20 protein-coding genes and 2 pseudogenes are annotated in these 16,520 nt (G+C 23.4%); 7 read left to right on the forward strand and 15 right to left on the reverse strand.

Annotation, left to right across the window (positions count from 1 at the left end; genetic code table 4):
* Positions 1-108: 108 nt before the first annotated feature.
* The 6 genes and pseudogenes from SCITRI_RS03050 to SCITRI_RS12430 all read left to right on the forward strand — a co-directional run.
* Entirely contained in the window at positions 109-1,962 is a 1,854-nt protein-coding gene (locus tag SCITRI_RS03050) for an ABC transporter permease (protein WP_071937166.1), read from the forward strand.
* A 25-nt stretch (positions 1,963-1,987) separates the two neighbouring features.
* Positions 1,988-2,977: an ABC transporter ATP-binding protein gene (locus SCITRI_RS03055; RefSeq protein ID WP_071937167.1), complete on the forward strand. Its 990-nt coding sequence runs from the start codon at positions 1,988-1,990 to the stop codon at positions 2,975-2,977.
* Between the two features lie 140 nt (positions 2,978-3,117).
* Positions 3,118-3,261, forward strand: a complete 144-nt coding sequence (locus SCITRI_RS09870; protein ID WP_155522085.1) for a hypothetical protein — start codon at positions 3,118-3,120, stop codon at positions 3,259-3,261.
* 15 nt (positions 3,262-3,276) lie between these two features.
* A pseudogene (locus tag SCITRI_RS09585) lies at positions 3,277-3,897 on the forward strand (pyridoxal-phosphate dependent enzyme); the annotation flags it as partial.
* Between the two features lie 462 nt (positions 3,898-4,359).
* The gene (locus tag SCITRI_RS03065; RefSeq protein ID WP_071937168.1) at positions 4,360-4,743 is read left to right on the forward strand and encodes a Rid family detoxifying hydrolase; all 384 of its coding nucleotides are present in this window, start codon (positions 4,360-4,362) and stop codon (positions 4,741-4,743) included.
* Between the two features lie 117 nt (positions 4,744-4,860).
* A pseudogene (locus SCITRI_RS12430) lies at positions 4,861-5,819 on the forward strand (hypothetical protein); the annotation flags it as partial.
* Here the strand turns inward: SCITRI_RS12430 and SCITRI_RS03075 are convergent.
* Both SCITRI_RS03075 and SCITRI_RS03080 read right to left on the reverse strand, forming a co-directional pair.
* Positions 5,802-6,557 (reverse strand): UPF0236 family transposase-like protein, encoded by a 756-nt coding sequence (locus SCITRI_RS03075; protein WP_071937169.1) that lies wholly within the window; start codon positions 6,555-6,557, stop codon positions 5,802-5,804. The pseudogene SCITRI_RS12430 and the gene SCITRI_RS03075 sit on opposite strands and share 18 nt — an antisense overlap.
* 190 nt (positions 6,558-6,747) lie before the next feature.
* Complete coding sequence (locus SCITRI_RS03080; RefSeq protein ID WP_071937170.1) at positions 6,748-7,137, reverse strand: hypothetical protein; 390 nt, start codon at positions 7,135-7,137, stop codon at positions 6,748-6,750.
* Between the two features lie 138 nt (positions 7,138-7,275).
* Between SCITRI_RS03080 and SCITRI_RS03085 the strand changes: the two genes are divergently transcribed.
* The gene (locus tag SCITRI_RS03085; RefSeq protein ID WP_071937171.1) at positions 7,276-7,797 is read left to right on the forward strand and encodes a lipoprotein; all 522 of its coding nucleotides are present in this window, start codon (positions 7,276-7,278) and stop codon (positions 7,795-7,797) included.
* Between the two features lie 36 nt (positions 7,798-7,833).
* Here SCITRI_RS03085 and SCITRI_RS03090 read toward each other — a convergent pair whose 3' ends face one another.
* From SCITRI_RS03090 to SCITRI_RS03145, 13 genes are all read right to left on the reverse strand, one after another.
* Positions 7,834-8,046, reverse strand: coding sequence for a hypothetical protein (locus SCITRI_RS03090; RefSeq protein WP_071937172.1), 213 nt, complete (start codon positions 8,044-8,046; stop codon positions 7,834-7,836).
* A complete protein-coding gene (locus SCITRI_RS03095; RefSeq protein WP_071937173.1) occupies positions 8,027-8,308 on the reverse strand; it encodes a hypothetical protein in 282 nt (93 codons plus the stop codon). The genes SCITRI_RS03090 and SCITRI_RS03095 overlap by 20 nt, the downstream gene beginning before the upstream one ends.
* A 15-nt stretch (positions 8,309-8,323) precedes the next feature.
* Entirely contained in the window at positions 8,324-9,952 is a 1,629-nt protein-coding gene (locus SCITRI_RS03100; protein WP_071937174.1) for a hypothetical protein, read from the reverse strand.
* Between the two features lie 14 nt (positions 9,953-9,966).
* On the reverse strand, positions 9,967-10,569 hold the full coding sequence (locus tag SCITRI_RS03105) for a hypothetical protein (RefSeq protein WP_071937175.1): 603 nt from the start codon (positions 10,567-10,569) through the stop codon (positions 9,967-9,969).
* Positions 10,570-11,515: 946 nt separating this feature from the next.
* Positions 11,516-11,773, reverse strand: a complete 258-nt coding sequence (locus SCITRI_RS03110) for a hypothetical protein (RefSeq protein WP_071937176.1) — start codon at positions 11,771-11,773, stop codon at positions 11,516-11,518.
* A 146-nt stretch (positions 11,774-11,919) separates the two neighbouring features.
* Complete coding sequence (locus SCITRI_RS12115; RefSeq protein WP_257785686.1) at positions 11,920-12,054, reverse strand: hypothetical protein; 135 nt, start codon at positions 12,052-12,054, stop codon at positions 11,920-11,922.
* Positions 12,012-12,443: a type II toxin-antitoxin system antitoxin SocA domain-containing protein gene (locus SCITRI_RS03120; RefSeq protein WP_071937178.1), complete on the reverse strand. Its 432-nt coding sequence runs from the start codon at positions 12,441-12,443 to the stop codon at positions 12,012-12,014. The genes SCITRI_RS12115 and SCITRI_RS03120 overlap by 43 nt, the downstream gene beginning before the upstream one ends.
* Before the next feature lie 159 nt (positions 12,444-12,602).
* Positions 12,603-12,734, reverse strand: coding sequence for a hypothetical protein (locus SCITRI_RS12120; RefSeq protein ID WP_257785668.1), 132 nt, complete (start codon positions 12,732-12,734; stop codon positions 12,603-12,605).
* Positions 12,735-12,782: 48 nt separating this feature from the next.
* On the reverse strand, positions 12,783-13,157 hold the full coding sequence (locus tag SCITRI_RS03125) for a hypothetical protein (protein WP_071937179.1): 375 nt from the start codon (positions 13,155-13,157) through the stop codon (positions 12,783-12,785).
* A 16-nt stretch (positions 13,158-13,173) separates the two neighbouring features.
* Positions 13,174-13,689, reverse strand: coding sequence for a Panacea domain-containing protein (locus tag SCITRI_RS03130; RefSeq protein WP_071937180.1), 516 nt, complete (start codon positions 13,687-13,689; stop codon positions 13,174-13,176).
* Between the two features lie 431 nt (positions 13,690-14,120).
* Positions 14,121-14,987: a hypothetical protein gene (locus tag SCITRI_RS03135; protein WP_071937181.1), complete on the reverse strand. Its 867-nt coding sequence runs from the start codon at positions 14,985-14,987 to the stop codon at positions 14,121-14,123.
* Between the two features lie 52 nt (positions 14,988-15,039).
* Entirely contained in the window at positions 15,040-15,567 is a 528-nt protein-coding gene (locus SCITRI_RS03140) for a hypothetical protein (protein ID WP_071937182.1), read from the reverse strand.
* A 17-nt stretch (positions 15,568-15,584) separates the two neighbouring features.
* A complete protein-coding gene (locus SCITRI_RS03145) occupies positions 15,585-16,511 on the reverse strand; it encodes a phage distal tail protein domain-containing protein (protein WP_071937183.1) in 927 nt (308 codons plus the stop codon).
* Positions 16,512-16,520 lie beyond the last annotated feature (9 nt).

Consider the following 16,520-nt stretch of genomic DNA (forward strand, 5'->3'; position numbering starts at 1 on the left):
TAATTTCTTAAAATATATTAAATACCCTTAAATAATTTATACAATCAATATCTGCTATAAAATTGACAAGCATAAATTAAGTAATTTAAAAAATAGATGGAGAATAGAATGCTTAGAAAAGGTAAATCAAATTCATGATATTCAATAATATCATTTTCAATTTTTAAAATCCGCCGTTCAATGGCAGTTTGAGTTTTAGTGTTGTTGTCACTTGTTTTATTTGCTGCACTTGCAATTACTCTTTTTTTATCTTCAACAAATATTTACGATTTTTTAAAAAATTTTCAATATGGAGTTTTTATTTTTAATAATATTTTATTATTATTGTTTGTTTTGTTAGTCATCATTAAAATTTTTGGTCGAGAATTTGAAGATGGTACATATTTGCTCTTAATTTCCAAACCATATTCTCGTTTTACTTTATTTTTCTTAAAATTAATTTCACTTTGAATTTTGATTATCTTTTTCTTAGGAGCAATTATTTTGTTTGCGTTAGGAATTGGTTATATTGGCTATTTAATTAATAATAATTCAGAATATTTAGAAGTTTATCAAAATTTATTATTAAAATTACTTTTGTATTCTTTAGCATTGTCTTTTTTTGCATCAAGTGGTATTTTATTTGCTGTAACTTTTTTAAATTCGCAAGTAGTTTTGTTAATTGTTGTTATTTTCTGTAGTTTATTTTTAGTTGGGGGGATGCCATATTCGTTAATTATGAGTTTAGCGAATACAATTGATTTGTCATTTATAGAAACTAGTATGACTAAACAAAATTATCCCGTTCTTATTATTAAAAGTACAATTAATTTTAAAAGAAATTTAGAAAAAAAATTAATTAAATATAATAATTTGACTAGTAAAATTTGAGATTTTTATAATTCGTGAGATTACGATGATTTAGATAAAGTTTTTAAAACGCGCGACTATGAAAATATTACAAGTGATCCTAGTTTACGAATTAAACGATTAGAATTTTATCAATCATTAGGTTTAACAAAACCGAAAGAAGAAAGTTATACAATTGAACAACTTAATAAGTGAGATAAAATAACAAAATATAAATATGATAATAAGGATGAAACCATTTTTGAGATTATTAATAAAGTTGGCGGAAGTAATCTTAAAATGAAATTGAATTTTGCAACAAATTTCTTTTTTAAATCACCAGGAGAATTAGAACCAAATAATGAAATTCATCAAGAATTACTTGACTGTATTAACTTTATTGAAAAAAGTGCAAAATCATGAGAGTTGTATCTTAGAACAAATGATTTAAATGGAAATTCGTTATTTTACTTTGATTTAGATAAATCCTATTATAGTTTAATATCATCTGATGGGAAGGTAGGAACCGAAAACCAAAAATTGTCAGAACCAAATGGATTTAATCCAGTAAATGTTTTTCGCGCCGAATTTGCTCTGACTGGAATTTCACCAGCTGATTCCGAATATGATAATGGTCCTGACTTTCAAGATTGAATTCTTAATTATTTTGGAGCTGAAGATAGAATTGAGGATGGTTTTGAAATTAAAACACTTTATGTTTTAAGAGAAATTGAAATTAATATTTTAAAAAAAATAATGGATTATAAATTACTTGAAGCTGTGCCACTTAAAATAAATACAGAATGACAAAAATATGATGATTTAATGCAAACATATGAATTAATTTCTAAAATTAATATTATTGAACATTGAAATCAAATTTGAACAAGTTCTTTATCATATGTTCCATTTTGATTTGAACCACTTCAACGAAGCAACATTAATTTTAATGTTCAAAATAATTATTTAATGAGTTATCAAGATTTCCCAATATCATTAAAACAAGATAAAAAGGTTGACCTTGTTGTGCTTCCATTCTTAAATATTAATTTATTGTTATATATTTATTTAGGAATATCTGGTTTGTTTTTAGTTAATGCTTATTTAATTTTACGTCGCAAAAATATTACTTAAGGCAGGAAGAAGGAGATGTTAAATCATGAATAATAATGCATTAGTACTTAGCGATGTTGCGATTGCTTCGCGTAATTTTAGTAAAAAGTTTAAAAATAGTATTGTTGGTCCGTTTAATTTTAATGCTAGTCGTGGAAAATTACACGCCATTTTAGGTGCTTCTGGGAGCGGAAAAACAGTTTTTATTAAATCTTTAATTGGTGGTTTAAAAGGTTTTAAGGGTGATATTACAATTTTTGGGAAAAAAGCAACAAAAATTAGTATGAAAAAAATGATTGGTTATGTTCCTGAGTTTGTTACTTTTCCTGAAAACATTAGTTCTTATAATTTTTTAAAGTATTTAGGAAAAACAAATGGTTTGCGGGGGAGATATCTTCGAGACCGAATTGAATACTTAATGAAATCATTAGAAATTTGAGAACACCGTGATAAAGATGTTAATTCATTTTCATCAGGAATGAAAAAAAGAGTAATGATTATTCAGGGTATTATTCATGACCCTGAAATCTTAATTTTAGATGAACCAGAAGCAGGATTAGATATTAATAATCGAAAAAAAATTATTTTTTACTTAAAGCAATTAACACTACGTGGTAAAACTGTCTTTTTTTCATCCCATTTACTAGATGAAATTAAGGATTATATTGATGAATTTACAATGGTAATGAATGGAACACAAATTTATACGGGACAATTAGCTGCTTTTAATATTAAAAATAGTTATTATTTGGTGACTAATAATCCCCAAGCAATGATTCGTTATTTTAATTTAAACCGAATACCAAATTGATATGATCGAGCAAATAATTCGTTAAATTTTGTTTTAAATTCACCATTACATTTATATTATGTCACTCAATATGCATTAAAAAAACGGATTAAGATTGCTAAAATTAGTGAAGTTGAATTTTCATTTGATTTTTTATTACAAAAATTAAATATTACGTTACCTCCCAATATGACCACTAATCGTAAATTACGAAAGAAACAGTTGAAGAAACAGCAACAAGGTTAATCAATTAGAATAAGTTTTAAGTAGGATTATGCAACAAAATTAAAGAAGATATGTTTTAAAAATATTTTAATGTCCATTAAAGTATTTTTTTTATTATAATTAAACTAGGTTCAAATTATTTTAAAAAAGGAGCAAATTGTATGGAATTTGATATTTCAAAAGAAAAAATTAAAAGTACATATAAAAAAATTAAAAATCATATTATTAAAACACCATTGATCTTTGCAACAAAATTAAGTCAAATTACTGGCAATAAAGTATATGTAAAATTAGAAAATTTATAACGGGCTGGTTCATTTAAACTAAGTGGGGCGTTAGCAAAAATGATGGAACTTAAACCAGAAATAATTGCAAAAGGAGTAGTAGCAGCGAGTGCTGGGAATCATTCAAAGAGGATTAGTTTTGCAGCTAATTTATTAAAAGTACCAGCAACAATTGTGATGACTCAAAAAGCACCAATTAGTAAAATTAATGCAACAAGAAATTATGGTGTTGAAGTAATTTTACATGGTGATTTCTTTGATGATGCCAATAAAAAAGCCTTAGAAATTGCTAAAGCAGAATATAAATTTTTTGTTCATGCATTTAATGACATTGATGTTATTAGTGGCCAAGGTACAATTGGCATTGAAATTTTTGAAGAATTACAAGATCTTGATTATGTTCTTGTTCCAATTGGCGGGCGGGGGGGGATTTTATCCGGAATTGCCACGTATATTAAAGCAGTTAATCAAAAGTGCAAATTAATTGGAGTACAAACACAGAATGTTCCAAGTTATTATGAAGCACAAAAAATGAATAAACCATTTTCTGTTCAAGGTAAATTATCAATTGCTGATGGAATTGCTGTTAAACAATGTGGGGATATTACTTTTAAAATTTTAAATAAATATGTTGATGATGTTATTTTGGTTTCATAAGCAGAAATTGCAGAAACAATTTTATTTTTATTTGAAAATTGTAAAATTGTTGCTGAAGGTGCTGGTGATGTAACAACCGCTGCAGTATTATTTAATAAATTAAATGTTAAAAATAAGAAAATTGCCTGTGTTTTATCAGGGGGTAATATTGATGTAACAACATTTTTAAATATTAATAACCGTGCTTTAATTAACCAACGTCGTCGAATTATTTTAAAAATTGATGCCCCATTAAGGGAAAGGACATATTAGTAAAATTACTAATATTGTTGATTCGCATGGTGTTCAAATTTATCAAATTTTTGATTCACAATTAGAAAATAGTCTTGAAATTAATCGTGAAATTATTCGCTTAGTAATTGATATTAACATGAGGATTGAATTAACAAAGATTGTTGTTGATTTGGAAAAAGCAGGATATACGGTAATGGCACAAGAATTTATTAATTCAATTACACCATAATGGAATTAATTCATACTGTTCAAGCACCACAAGCCGTAGGTCCATATTCCCAAGCGATTAAACTTGCAAATGGGTTTTTGTATATTTCTGGACAATTAGGATTAAATCCTACAACAATGCTTTTAGTTGATAATATTAGTGATCAAACAAGACAAGTATTAGCAAATATTAATGCTATTTTAACCGTTGCAAAGTATACTAAGGATAATGTTATTAAAACAACAATTTTATTAAGTGATATTAATGATTTTGTTGTTGTTAATGAAATTTATGAATCCTTTTTTAAAGAGCATAAACCGGCACGTAGTACTTTTGCTGTTAAAGATTTACCAAAAGCAGCTTTAATAGGAATAGAAGTCATTGCTTTTAAAGAAAATAGTTAAGACAAATTATTTTTAAAAATATTTATATTAAGCAACTTGGTTGTTAAAAACACTAAGGTGCTTTTTTTAAAAATAAGTATAATTAAAAGTGTCTTACAAAAAGAAGATGGCAATTAGATGAAACGGTTATTAACACTTTTTAGTGTTTTTGTTTTAGGTTTCGGTAGTAGTTTGGGTGTTGTTAGTTGTACAGTGCGAGCAAAACATGAGCCTGAAGAGGATGAAATGGAAGGTCATCAAGATCTTGGAATTTTAAATCAAATAAAAAAGTAAGCAAAGCAAACTTTATCAACATGATGACAAACAAAAACAATGATTGATATTATTTAAGGAATATCCAGAGCAAATATCATCATTTGAAGAACTAGTCGCAGAGTTAAAAAACAAAAAATGATGGTTTATTAACTTTAACGAGCACAGCAATTAGTAAATATCGTTTTTTACATCATTTGCTTGTTGGTTTTAAAGCAGAGTTTAATAATTTGAATCAAGATTTACAAGATCGATATTCAAATTATTATGTTGATACAATGTCATTGTTCTTAGGAGAAAATGATATTTCATTTACTTTGTATAATATTAATTTTGAGAACATAACAAAACTATTAGAAGATACTCCCCAAGCAGTATTAGGGATTAGAGTCCAGGTTAATATTGCTTATGAAGTGCGCTTTAAAGAATTATCACCAGTGCAGGATAACATTAATAAAAACGTAGTTATTGGTAATAATATTGATATTTTACGTAATATTATAAAACAACTTGCAGAATATTTTTCTATTTTTATTGATAATATTTTGAAAAAACTAGATTATAAAATTATTATCACAGAATTTAGTAGTTATCTAGATTTGCCTTTGGTTTCTGTATTTCGTTCATTGATTGAACAAAAAGTAAAAGAGAAAAAAATTATGTTTTATTGAGTTAATAGATTTAATAATATTAGTGGCATAATGCATAATATTTTCCATCAGACTGAATACTTTTATAAAGACCATTCAGTATTAAAATGAGCAAAGGAAGGATATAATCCTAACAAATTAACCAAGAAAAACTTTTTAAAATTTTATAAACAAAATATTTATAATTAAAAGTATTAATTTAACAACAAAAGGTCTTAATTTTGTTTTTTTAGTAATATAATTTGGAATATTATCCATTTCATAAACGCCCAACTTATTTGCAATTACTGGTCTTTTTTCAGTTGATTTTATTTGATCATAGCCAGTATGAACGGTAGACAATAGGATGTGTTTTTTTATTTTTTCATTTTGGTTCCACATTTTTATATAAGTACCATCAATTTGAATATATAAAGTATGAGGGACATTTATTTTAATATTTGTTTTATTAATATAATATTTGTCGTTTGTTGTTGCATTTTTTATAGTATTTGAAATTGACATTAAACTGATTCCTGCTTTTTCTAATGTACCAGAAATGTCGCAATATTTTTTATCTTTACTCAAAAATGACAATATTCTTTCTTTGACATCATTTCCCATTCTTTGTCATTTTTTAATTCCTAAAATTATATCTAAAATAAAAACATACTCTGTTTTTCCCGTCTTTGGATTAGTTCAACAATATCTTCTTCTTTTAAATTTTATTTTCCCCTTTAAAGTAATTAATGTTTTTGTTCTAATTTCTTTTACTCTAAAATCTTTAAAATTATCATCTTCTTGATAATTTTGAAAAATAAAATCATCTCATTTTTCTAATCTATATGCAATTTCTCTAATAGCATATTTTTCTAAATCGTTATATATTTCATTAAAAAAGTTTTTTCCATTAATAATACTATTAATATCCATTTTAAAGTTGTTTCCTTTCCTGATTTAAAAATAAATCATCACACACATTAAAATAAACACCTAAAAAAAGCAAGTTATTTTTAACTTGTTTTTCAAATATTTAATTTTTTTAATATTATTTAATACAATTTTGATACTTTTTTGATAACAAAAATATTATATCTTAATTTAAAATAAAAAAACAAGATTTTTAATCTTGCTTATAATAATTTTCGTTAAAATAAATTTTTAAATAATATTTAAAATCAGAATCATCATCACTAAAACAAAAAAGACATTCTTTACAATTATAATAATTTTTATAACAAATGTAGCAACATGGGCTATTACATACAATACATTCATATCCTTTTTTTGCTTTTCTATAACACAACCCTCTTGCACCAGTAAATTGACATTTTTCATCGTTAACATGTTTATTATATTTTTCTCAAAATATTTCTTTAAAAAATTCATTTTCTTTTTTTATTTGTTCTTCACTTTTTGGATTATATTTTAAAAAATATTCAAAAGAAGATCTTATTTCTGCTGCAATTTTTTCAAATTCAGTTTCAAATTCAATTTTAGATTCTTTTTCCACTTTTTCCTCCACTTGTTCTTTTTTTCTTTTGATAACATATTATCAAAAAAATAAATTTTTATCATTATTCTTTGTATATATTTATATTCATTATATAATTTTTATATAAATAAAATATTAAGAAAGGACTGACTTTTTATGAAAAAAAGATTAAGTTTTTTAGGAGCAATTACATTACTAGGTACAAGCACAACAAGTCTAGTTGCTTGTAATAATATACCACAATATAACGAAGATGAATTACAACAACTAAAACAAGAAAACCAAATATGTACAAATTGCAAAGAAATAAAAGAAAAATTAGAATGAATAGCACCACAAGAAAAGCCATTTAATACAGTTGATAATAAATATTATTATGTAGTATGGGGTGGTGATAAAAATGATGATTGAAAAATTATTAAATTTAACAATAATGAAAAAATTAAAAGATGACATCCAAAAACTTTGGATGTACAAAATAATATTAAACTTTGCTTAACTAACTATGCAGAAATTCCAATTGATATTGATTTATCGATTGATGCAAGCACAATTAATCTTTGAAAAAGTGATAATGGAACTTATTTTAAAGCAGTTTATCGTTGAAATGGCGGAGAAGAAAATTTACCTGATTTAGTTGTTAATAATGATGGTAATGTAAAAGTTAATGGCGAATAAAAAAACAATTTAGTAAAAATTGCTTTTTTAATTTATTTAATTTTCTTTTTCATCATCTTTTTTAATTATGTCATTAATATTATCTTCTTTATTTTCACCTAGCAAAATACATTCATTATTAATTTTTTCTTTTAATTTTAGCATTAGTTTATTAATTTCAGTGAATAAAATTGGCAATCCCAATGTTAAACCGTGAACTATTCAATATGCTAATCGTAGAAAAAATAACTTAGTCTTTTTCTTTTTCATTTTTATTACCATCCTTGTTTTTTTGTCTGATATTTATTTTGTTGTTATTAGCAAGTTTGTTATTTATGATTGTAATAACATCTAATTTCGTATTAATATTATTAATTTCAATTTTAATATCGTTTATTTTTTCTTTTAATTCTTTATTTTCATCTCTAATTTTTTGTTGTTTTTTACTCAAAATAGTTGCTGTTATGCCAGTTGTCCCACCAGTAAAAAGTGATATAACCAAAACAATAATTTCTAAAATAGTTTCACTCATTTTTTATTCTCCTTATTATCAAATTAATGGTTCTCAACTTCCAAATGCTCTTAAACCAATAGCGGCCGTTGTCACAATACCACGCTGTGCTTTTTCTCATGTTTTAAAATCTTTTCATACCCAAAATTTAATCATCCCACCATCATATGTTAATATTGGTGATCATTCTTCGCCACCATTTCAACGATAAACTGCTTTAAAATAAGTTCCATTATCACTTTTTCAAAGATTAATTGTGCTTGCATCAATCGATAAATCAATATCAATTGGAATTTCTGCATAGTTAGTTAAGCAAAGTTTAATATTATTTTGTACATCCAAAGTTTTTGGATGTCATCTTTTAATTTTTTCATTATTGTTAAATTTAATAATTTTTCAATCATCATTTTTAACACTACGCCATACTACATAATAATATTTATTATCAACCGTATTAAATGGTTTTTCTTGTGGTGTCATTTCTTTTAATCTGCTTTTGACATATTTGGCACTGCTTTCTATTTTGTAGGGCATTTCTCTAATTCTTTTGTCTAGTTGTGCTGTTTTTTGATTCATTTTTTCCATTTCTTTATTTCATTTTTTATTGTGTTCTTCTATTTTTTCTCGGGCATATTCGCAAAAATTAATAAAATTGTTGGGGTTTTTGATTGATTGAAAACGAATGGGAACTCGTGCGGTATATTCTCAATTAAAGGATTTTATTTTTTCTCCTTTTAGGGGTAAATTAAAACTAAGAATAGGGAATTCATAAATTCCGTCTTTATGTCTTGTGTTTAAGTTATCTTGGGTTAATCTTCCTTTGTCTGTTCATACAAAATATTCGCTGGCACATTTATTTTGATAAATTGCTTGGTATTTAAAATCATTTACTTGATTAATGTTATCGATTATGGCGGTTGCTATTGTTTTTGAATTATCGTTTCAAGTCATGGCACTTTTAATATTTTTTCATGGTTTGTTTTCTTCTTCCTTGGTTTTTTCAAAATAGAATTTATTGTTAATTCCGCTTGGTTCAACTTCGTCAATTTTAGTGTTAATGGGGCATTGTTCTAATAATTCTGTTAATTTTTCAATTTGTTCGCTTTTGTTTTCTTCTAAACTTTCAATAAAATTTTTATTAATATATTGGTAGTTTTCATCTGGGTTGTCTATATCGGGGATTGGATATACTAATGGTGCTTTTGACATATCTATTTTAATTGTTAAAAATATTGTTGTTGTTGTTTCTGCTTGGTTTTTTGCATAGGGAATTAAGTCGTTGATATCGTTTGTGGTGTTGTTTTCTACTTTAATCATTCTTCCGCAAATGCTTAAATAAAAAAATGGTATTTCTTTGTTTCCTTTTTTTGTTTTTATTTTTACTTGAATTCCGTTGTCTTCATATTTGAATTCTGCTTCTAATTTTTCTTGTTCGCCAAATCCGTAAAATAAAAAACCAGTTGAATTGTTATCACATAGTTTTAACATTTCTTCGTTATAATTATCGCTATTGCCTAATAAGTTTATAGCGTTTTTATTGCTTAATTCTTTATTAGCATAGTAGGGGATTGTTTGGTTTCTTAACAAAAAATCATAGTATATTGCTTGGTCGCGGTCTGTTAAATAATCTTCTGTATTGTCAAATGTTATAAATCTAAATGCCATTTTTTACCTCTCTTTTATAAATATTTTTTTTCTAATTTGTTAGATGTTTTATCTCATTCACTATGTAATGCGTTATTAGCAATCATGTTTTTATTCATTGTTTCTTCAAAGTTGTTAAAATTATTGTTTAGATCGTTGTTTAGTTTTGTGTGTGGTTTTAAGTCTTCTCAATATTTTTGATTTTCTTTTATATTGTAAATTGTGTTATTTTGTAATTGATAAGTAAATAATTCAATATCATAGCTTCATTCTTCGTTTTTAATATCTTCTCATGATAAATTACTTTCATTTAATAATTCGTTTGTTAGTGTTTTAATTTCATTCTTTTTTGTTATTAAATTAATATTAAAAATAATTTTTTTAATTGAATTTCTATTGGTTGCTTGTAATTCATATTCTGTATCTTCTTCAATTTCAATAATTCGCCCATAAATTAATATATATGTATGATTAAAAACAACTTTATTTCCAAGGTGTCTTTTTATTAATTTTTTTTCTTCGTTTAAAAAAATAATATTTTTATCTTTAACAAAAAAACTAACAAAAAAATCTTGAATAATTCCATCATCACATGCTTCTACATTACAATTAGGAAATGTTTTTAAAACTATTGCCATAATTTAACTACCTTATTATTTTCATTATTATCTAACATAAAAAATCACCAGCCTTAACAATAATAATTAACCCCATCATTTATTGTCGTCGTGATGATACCGTCATTAAAAATATTTGTCAAATAAAAAAAGACAATTTATATTGTCTTTAAAATAGTTTATGTTATAATACATACAAATTTGTATTTATTCAGTCGTAGCAAATTCCTTAAATATTATGTGAACAGTCTTATTACTGTTGTGTGTCTGCTCCTCTCTTGTGCTTGATGAGTAAAGATCAACAAAATAGACAAGTTCAAGGTTATTTATTTACTATAATACGACTGAATAAATACAAATTTTTTTAATTTTAATAATTATAATTACTATTGTTTTATTTTCAATAAGTAATAATCATTACTTATTATCGTGATGATACCGTCATTAAAAATATTTGTCAAATATATAATAAATGAAAATTTGTGTATATAATACCATATTTTTTTATTTTTCCTTTAATTTTATAAAAACATGCTACAATTAAATAGCAAGTGATGTTGCGAGTTATTCTAGGTTCTACTTGCAAGTTTAAATAAAGAAAAGAAACCTTGCCAGTCAATAGTCTGTGCGATACTATAAATAAAAAAAGAGATATTAAAATCTCTTTTTTTAGATGAGGAAGCGACTACGCTCTTACCAATAGCGGACAAGTCCATATGGCTCATCTATAATTTTGTATTGTTTAATAACTATTATATCTAGTTTTCATTCAATAGTTAATTCAAAGGTCAAAATAAGTAAAATTCCTTTTGGTTTACGATTAAAAGCAATAGAACACCATAGGCCATAAAGACCATAGACTTTTCTTACAACTAGAAACATAACTTATTTGTGGTGATGATACCGTCATTAAAATTATTTGTCAAATATACAAGAATTAAAATTACAATTAAATCAGTTTTTTGTTTTATTTTTTAATTTTTTCTAATTCTTCATTTATATATTTATAATATATTGGTTGAATATAAGAACATTTAAGTGCTTTTCTTAAAATTTCTTCTCTATATTGTTCTAATTTTTCATCATAAATATACTCATATTTTTTTATTTTATTTTCAAATTTACTGTGAATGTCGCTTTTATTTTTATCAAATCTAATATAAGTAGTCTTTTTTAATTTTTCTATTTCATTTCAATTTAAATTTTCAATATTTTTTTTCCTCACTTTTAGGAAGTTTAGTTGTCATTCTAATAAAAAGTATTTCTTTTTCTTCTGTAATTAATAAAGGAAACAAATAAGATTTTTTAGGGTTTCCGCTAATAAATACTGTGGTATCAGAATTATCAATAACATATGAACAATTTTTAGTATTAATTACCATATTTAAATTCCTTATATAATTTAATTATTTCATCTTTTTCTGATTCATCTAATTCATCGGTGTTTATATCTAACGAAAAATCTAAATCATATGTTTTTTTCTTTCTTTTACTGCTTTTTTTCAAGCATCTTGCCAAGATTTTGAATAATGAGTATATTCAATAACATCATTTGTTTTTTGAAAGCCTAAATATTCAATAAAAATAGTAGTTATATATTTTAATATTTTTGTTTCTTCTTCTGAAAAATAATCTCAACTAAATTCTTTATAATTATTTTTTTTATCTTCTAAATAAAACTTAATTTTTGTTTCTTCTTCTGTTAAATATTTAAAATATAAAAATTTTCCTTTATATTTTTCTACATAATTTAAAAAACTAATAGGAACGGGGCCCATTTCTCATGCTACAAAATCCATTTTAAAGAAATGATTTGCATATCTTTTTGCTGCCTCTATTTCTAAAAGGGCAATAAATTTATATATATATGTTTTAAAAATAAATTTTTTTTGCATTTATATAATAAGTATAATATTGCCATTTCTATTTTGTTTGCTTCTATTGAAGATATTTTTAAATATTTTGATAGCATACTTTCCTTCATCTTAATCACCACTTTTTATTTACTAGTAAATTATACAATAAAAAAAGAGATAATTAAATCTCTTTTTTAATTATGTATTTGCTAATGCTTTTAAACTTTTAATTAATTCTTTATGATTATAAATATCTTGTTCTCATTCATTAAATTTAGATTCCAATAATTTATAATCTTTTTTTTCATAATTTTTGACATATTTAATCAACCCCTTATCGCCATCATCATACCATATTTATTATATTTTTAAATTAAATTAATTGTTATTTTGATAATATTTATCAGGATCAAAAATTATTGCAAAGAAAATATTATTAACTAAAACACCATAAATTCTTTCCTTATCTCCAACTCTTAAATAATCATATTTTTTAATATCTTGTTCAATATCTTTATTAAAATGTGATTTTACATAATTTACTAATTCTAAAGGAATTTTTGGGGGAAGGCGTGATTTATTTGTTTCAATATTTGAATAACCACAAGATTGTCTTGAACCTTGTATTAAATTTCGTAAAGAATAATTACAAATTTTTTTAATTTCATTTAGAAAATCATTATTTATTTTTTTAGTTTTATTTATATATGCAAAATTGAAAAATATTTTTTTATCTAACTTATCTAAATTCATATTATTTAATTTTATATTAAATTAATTGTTCAATTTGGTTTAATTTTTCTTGAAAATAATATAACATTTTATCATTATTAATTTCTTCATTATTTTTTGTTTCTTTTCATGGACCTTCTATATGTGATAAAGAAACTAATTCAAAAGCACTATATTTACTAAAATATATAAAAACTCTTTCAATAAATTCTAATTCTTCATTGGTAAATTTTTTTTCAATTTCGTGTATTTTTATTTCGTTAAAATTTTCAAGATTATCTTTTTCTATGTATGATTTTCCATTTTTTCTTAGTAAAAAATACAATTCTTCTAAAACTGGGCCATATGTTCATGCTTTATATTTTTCTTTTATTATTTTTTTATTAAATTTAGCCATAAATAAACCTTCTATAAAATACATTAATTTTTGTATTTGCAAATTTGTCATTCCAAAAATTTCTTCATTATTAATTTCTAATTTTTTTTGAATTTTATAGTTTTCATCTAATAGTAAATATAAAAAATCTTCAATTTTAATTCCTTTGCATTTCATAATTATCTCCCCTAACTTAATTAAATTATATAATAAAAAAGAAATAATTAAACCTCTTTTTTTGTCGGGCAGCTTGCCTGCTCTCTAAGAACACACCAGCAACTTTTTTTCTAGAAGTATTTACCGACTAAACTCTGGCCAATTATTTCTTTTTTTAGGTGGGGAAACAAACAATGCTCTTACCGATAGCGGACAAGTCCATACGGCCCACCTATTTTGGATATCCATATAGAGGCCTATTATTTAAAATAGGAACTTATTCTACCTTTCGTTGCCTAAGATTACCTGCATTTAGAATACAGTTAGGTCATTCGGATACCCGAAAACCGTAATTAATTAGGACTTACATATTAATTATATAAAAATATAACTAAATGCAAATACCTTTATTACGCGTTTTAAGGGGCATATTGGTTAATAAATATTAAAACTTACTTCCATAGCCTTACTTGGCCAAATATTAGGGTAATTGTGTTTTTATTGCTTTCTAAAATTATTCCAGATAAAATGCTGTTATATTCTTTATTGTTAAATAATAAGGTAAATTTATCTCTTAGTTGCAAATTGTTTAAATTTAAAATATTGTTATCTTTTGTGATATCAAATTTTATGAGATGTGAGTATTCACTTAACTTAAATTCTTGATTGCTAATAGTTTTAATATTTTCTATGGTAAAGTCTTTTTCTTCTAATTCATATATTTTATTTTTAATTAAATTAGCAAGTAAATTATTTTTATTAATATCATAAGAAATTGTATTATTTTTTAATAAATTTGCTTTTTTATATTTATTGGCATTGTTTTTTTGGTAAAAATCAATTCTGTTGATACTTTTTTGGTTTAATTCTTCAATTTCTATATTTGTAATACATTTAATATTATCTTTTACTTTATAATTATTTAATTTGATATCTTCTTGTCCATCTTTGCAAACATCACAATTTAAAATAAAATTTTTTAAATCAATATTAAATTTTAAAAATATATTTGTTATTTTAAATATTTTGTTAATAAATTGATAACAATTAAATTCTTTTTCTTCATTTTCTTCAAAAAATTTAGGATTATTATTATTTTCATCATTAATTTTTTTATTAAGTTTAATAAAGGGAAGATTGTTATAAATAATTTTTATTAAAGTAAGAAAAATATATCAACTTTTATTTTTATATATGTTGTAAATTTTAAAATCAAAAATAGATTCAATATTTTTAGTAGTAAAGGTATATAAATTTTCATCTTTGTTTTTTTCAATATGAGTAATAATTCCGATATATAATTGATTTTCGTTATTCAAAATACAAACAATGTCTTCAATTTCAACATTAAGATTATAATAATTATAAGCATTAAAAGTTGATAGTTGCGGGGGTATAAATATCTAAAAATATCTTATAATTTTCAACAATACAATTATCTTTATAAAATAAAGATCCTTTTTCAAAATCAACTCCTAATATAATTAATTTAGTTCTATTACCTTGATAAATATTTTTATCTTTTTTAATTTCTAATTTTAATAATTCATCTCTTGCTTTTTGTCTTGCTTTTTCTTCTGCTTCTTGTTGTGCTTTATTAATTTCAAACACAATATTAGATAATTCATCAAGATAATCAATCATTAATTTATAATCAGGCACTTGTAATAATTGTTGGGCATGTTGAGGATATAATCTTACAGCTTCATCATAAATAAGTTTTTCGTCATTAATTTCTTTTGTTAATTCTGATATTTCTTTTATTAATTCTTGGATTTGTTTTACAATTTCTACATTTAAAGTATTGTTTTTTAATTTATTAATAATTTCTTTTTTATCTTCTCTAATTGCAATTATTTCGTCATTTCAGTGGCTTTTTGTTGAACTTCCTACACCCATTTAATTTCTCCTTTTTTCTAAATTAAAATATATTCTTCAAATTTTTTAATATTAATATTTCCAACTTGTTTGTCTTTTGAAAGGTTAGAAGAATATAAAATATGATAGTTTCCTGGTGGAATTTGAATAAAATTAGTATATTTAAAATCTTGATATTGATATATGTTGTATGATTTTTCGGTTTTTAAATCAACTTTTATAATGCTTTGAGTTTTTAATCTACTATCTATTATTATTTTTTCATTTTCATTTATTTCAGCATTAATTTTAAGTTCACTTATTACTTTACCATTAATATTTTCTAATTTTAAATATGGGTCTTTTGTGGGACCATTGATTGTTATTAGAGTATCTGATGCTAAATAACTATTATTACTAATTTTAATTTTTTCATTATATTGATTGGTATATTTAATGCGATTTAACTTAAAATAATATTTGTTATTATGTTCATTGTATCTTTTTCCGCTTGTTTTATTTGGTTTAATTTCAAATAATTTATCTTCTTCTTTTTTTCAGTTAGTTAATTGTTCTAAAATAAAATCAACCTCTAAATCATTATTATTATTTAATTCTGTTTTAATGATACTTTTAATAATTACTTCACAATAATATTCCAATTTTGTTTTTTCATTTATTCAAAAACTATAAAATAATAAAAAGGGGGAAGATTTATTATCTAAATTAATATTTAATTTATTAATAAAATCATTAAATTTACCATAGGGATTTGGGCCTATAAATAATAATTTAAAATTTATTTGATTTAAAGAATGCTTACAATTATTTAAAATAAAATTATTATCGATGTTTAAATAATTATTATCAAAATTAATATTTAATCCATTAAATGATAAAATAATGATATTATCTAAATCACATAAATTAATTAAATTATCTTTACTATTACTAATTTTAAAAGTTCTAAATGGTAAATTATACATATTTTCTCC

The organism is Spiroplasma citri (assembly GCF_001886855.1).
Classification (GTDB): domain Bacteria; phylum Bacillota_I; class Bacilli_A; order Mycoplasmatales; family Mycoplasmataceae; genus Spiroplasma; species Spiroplasma citri.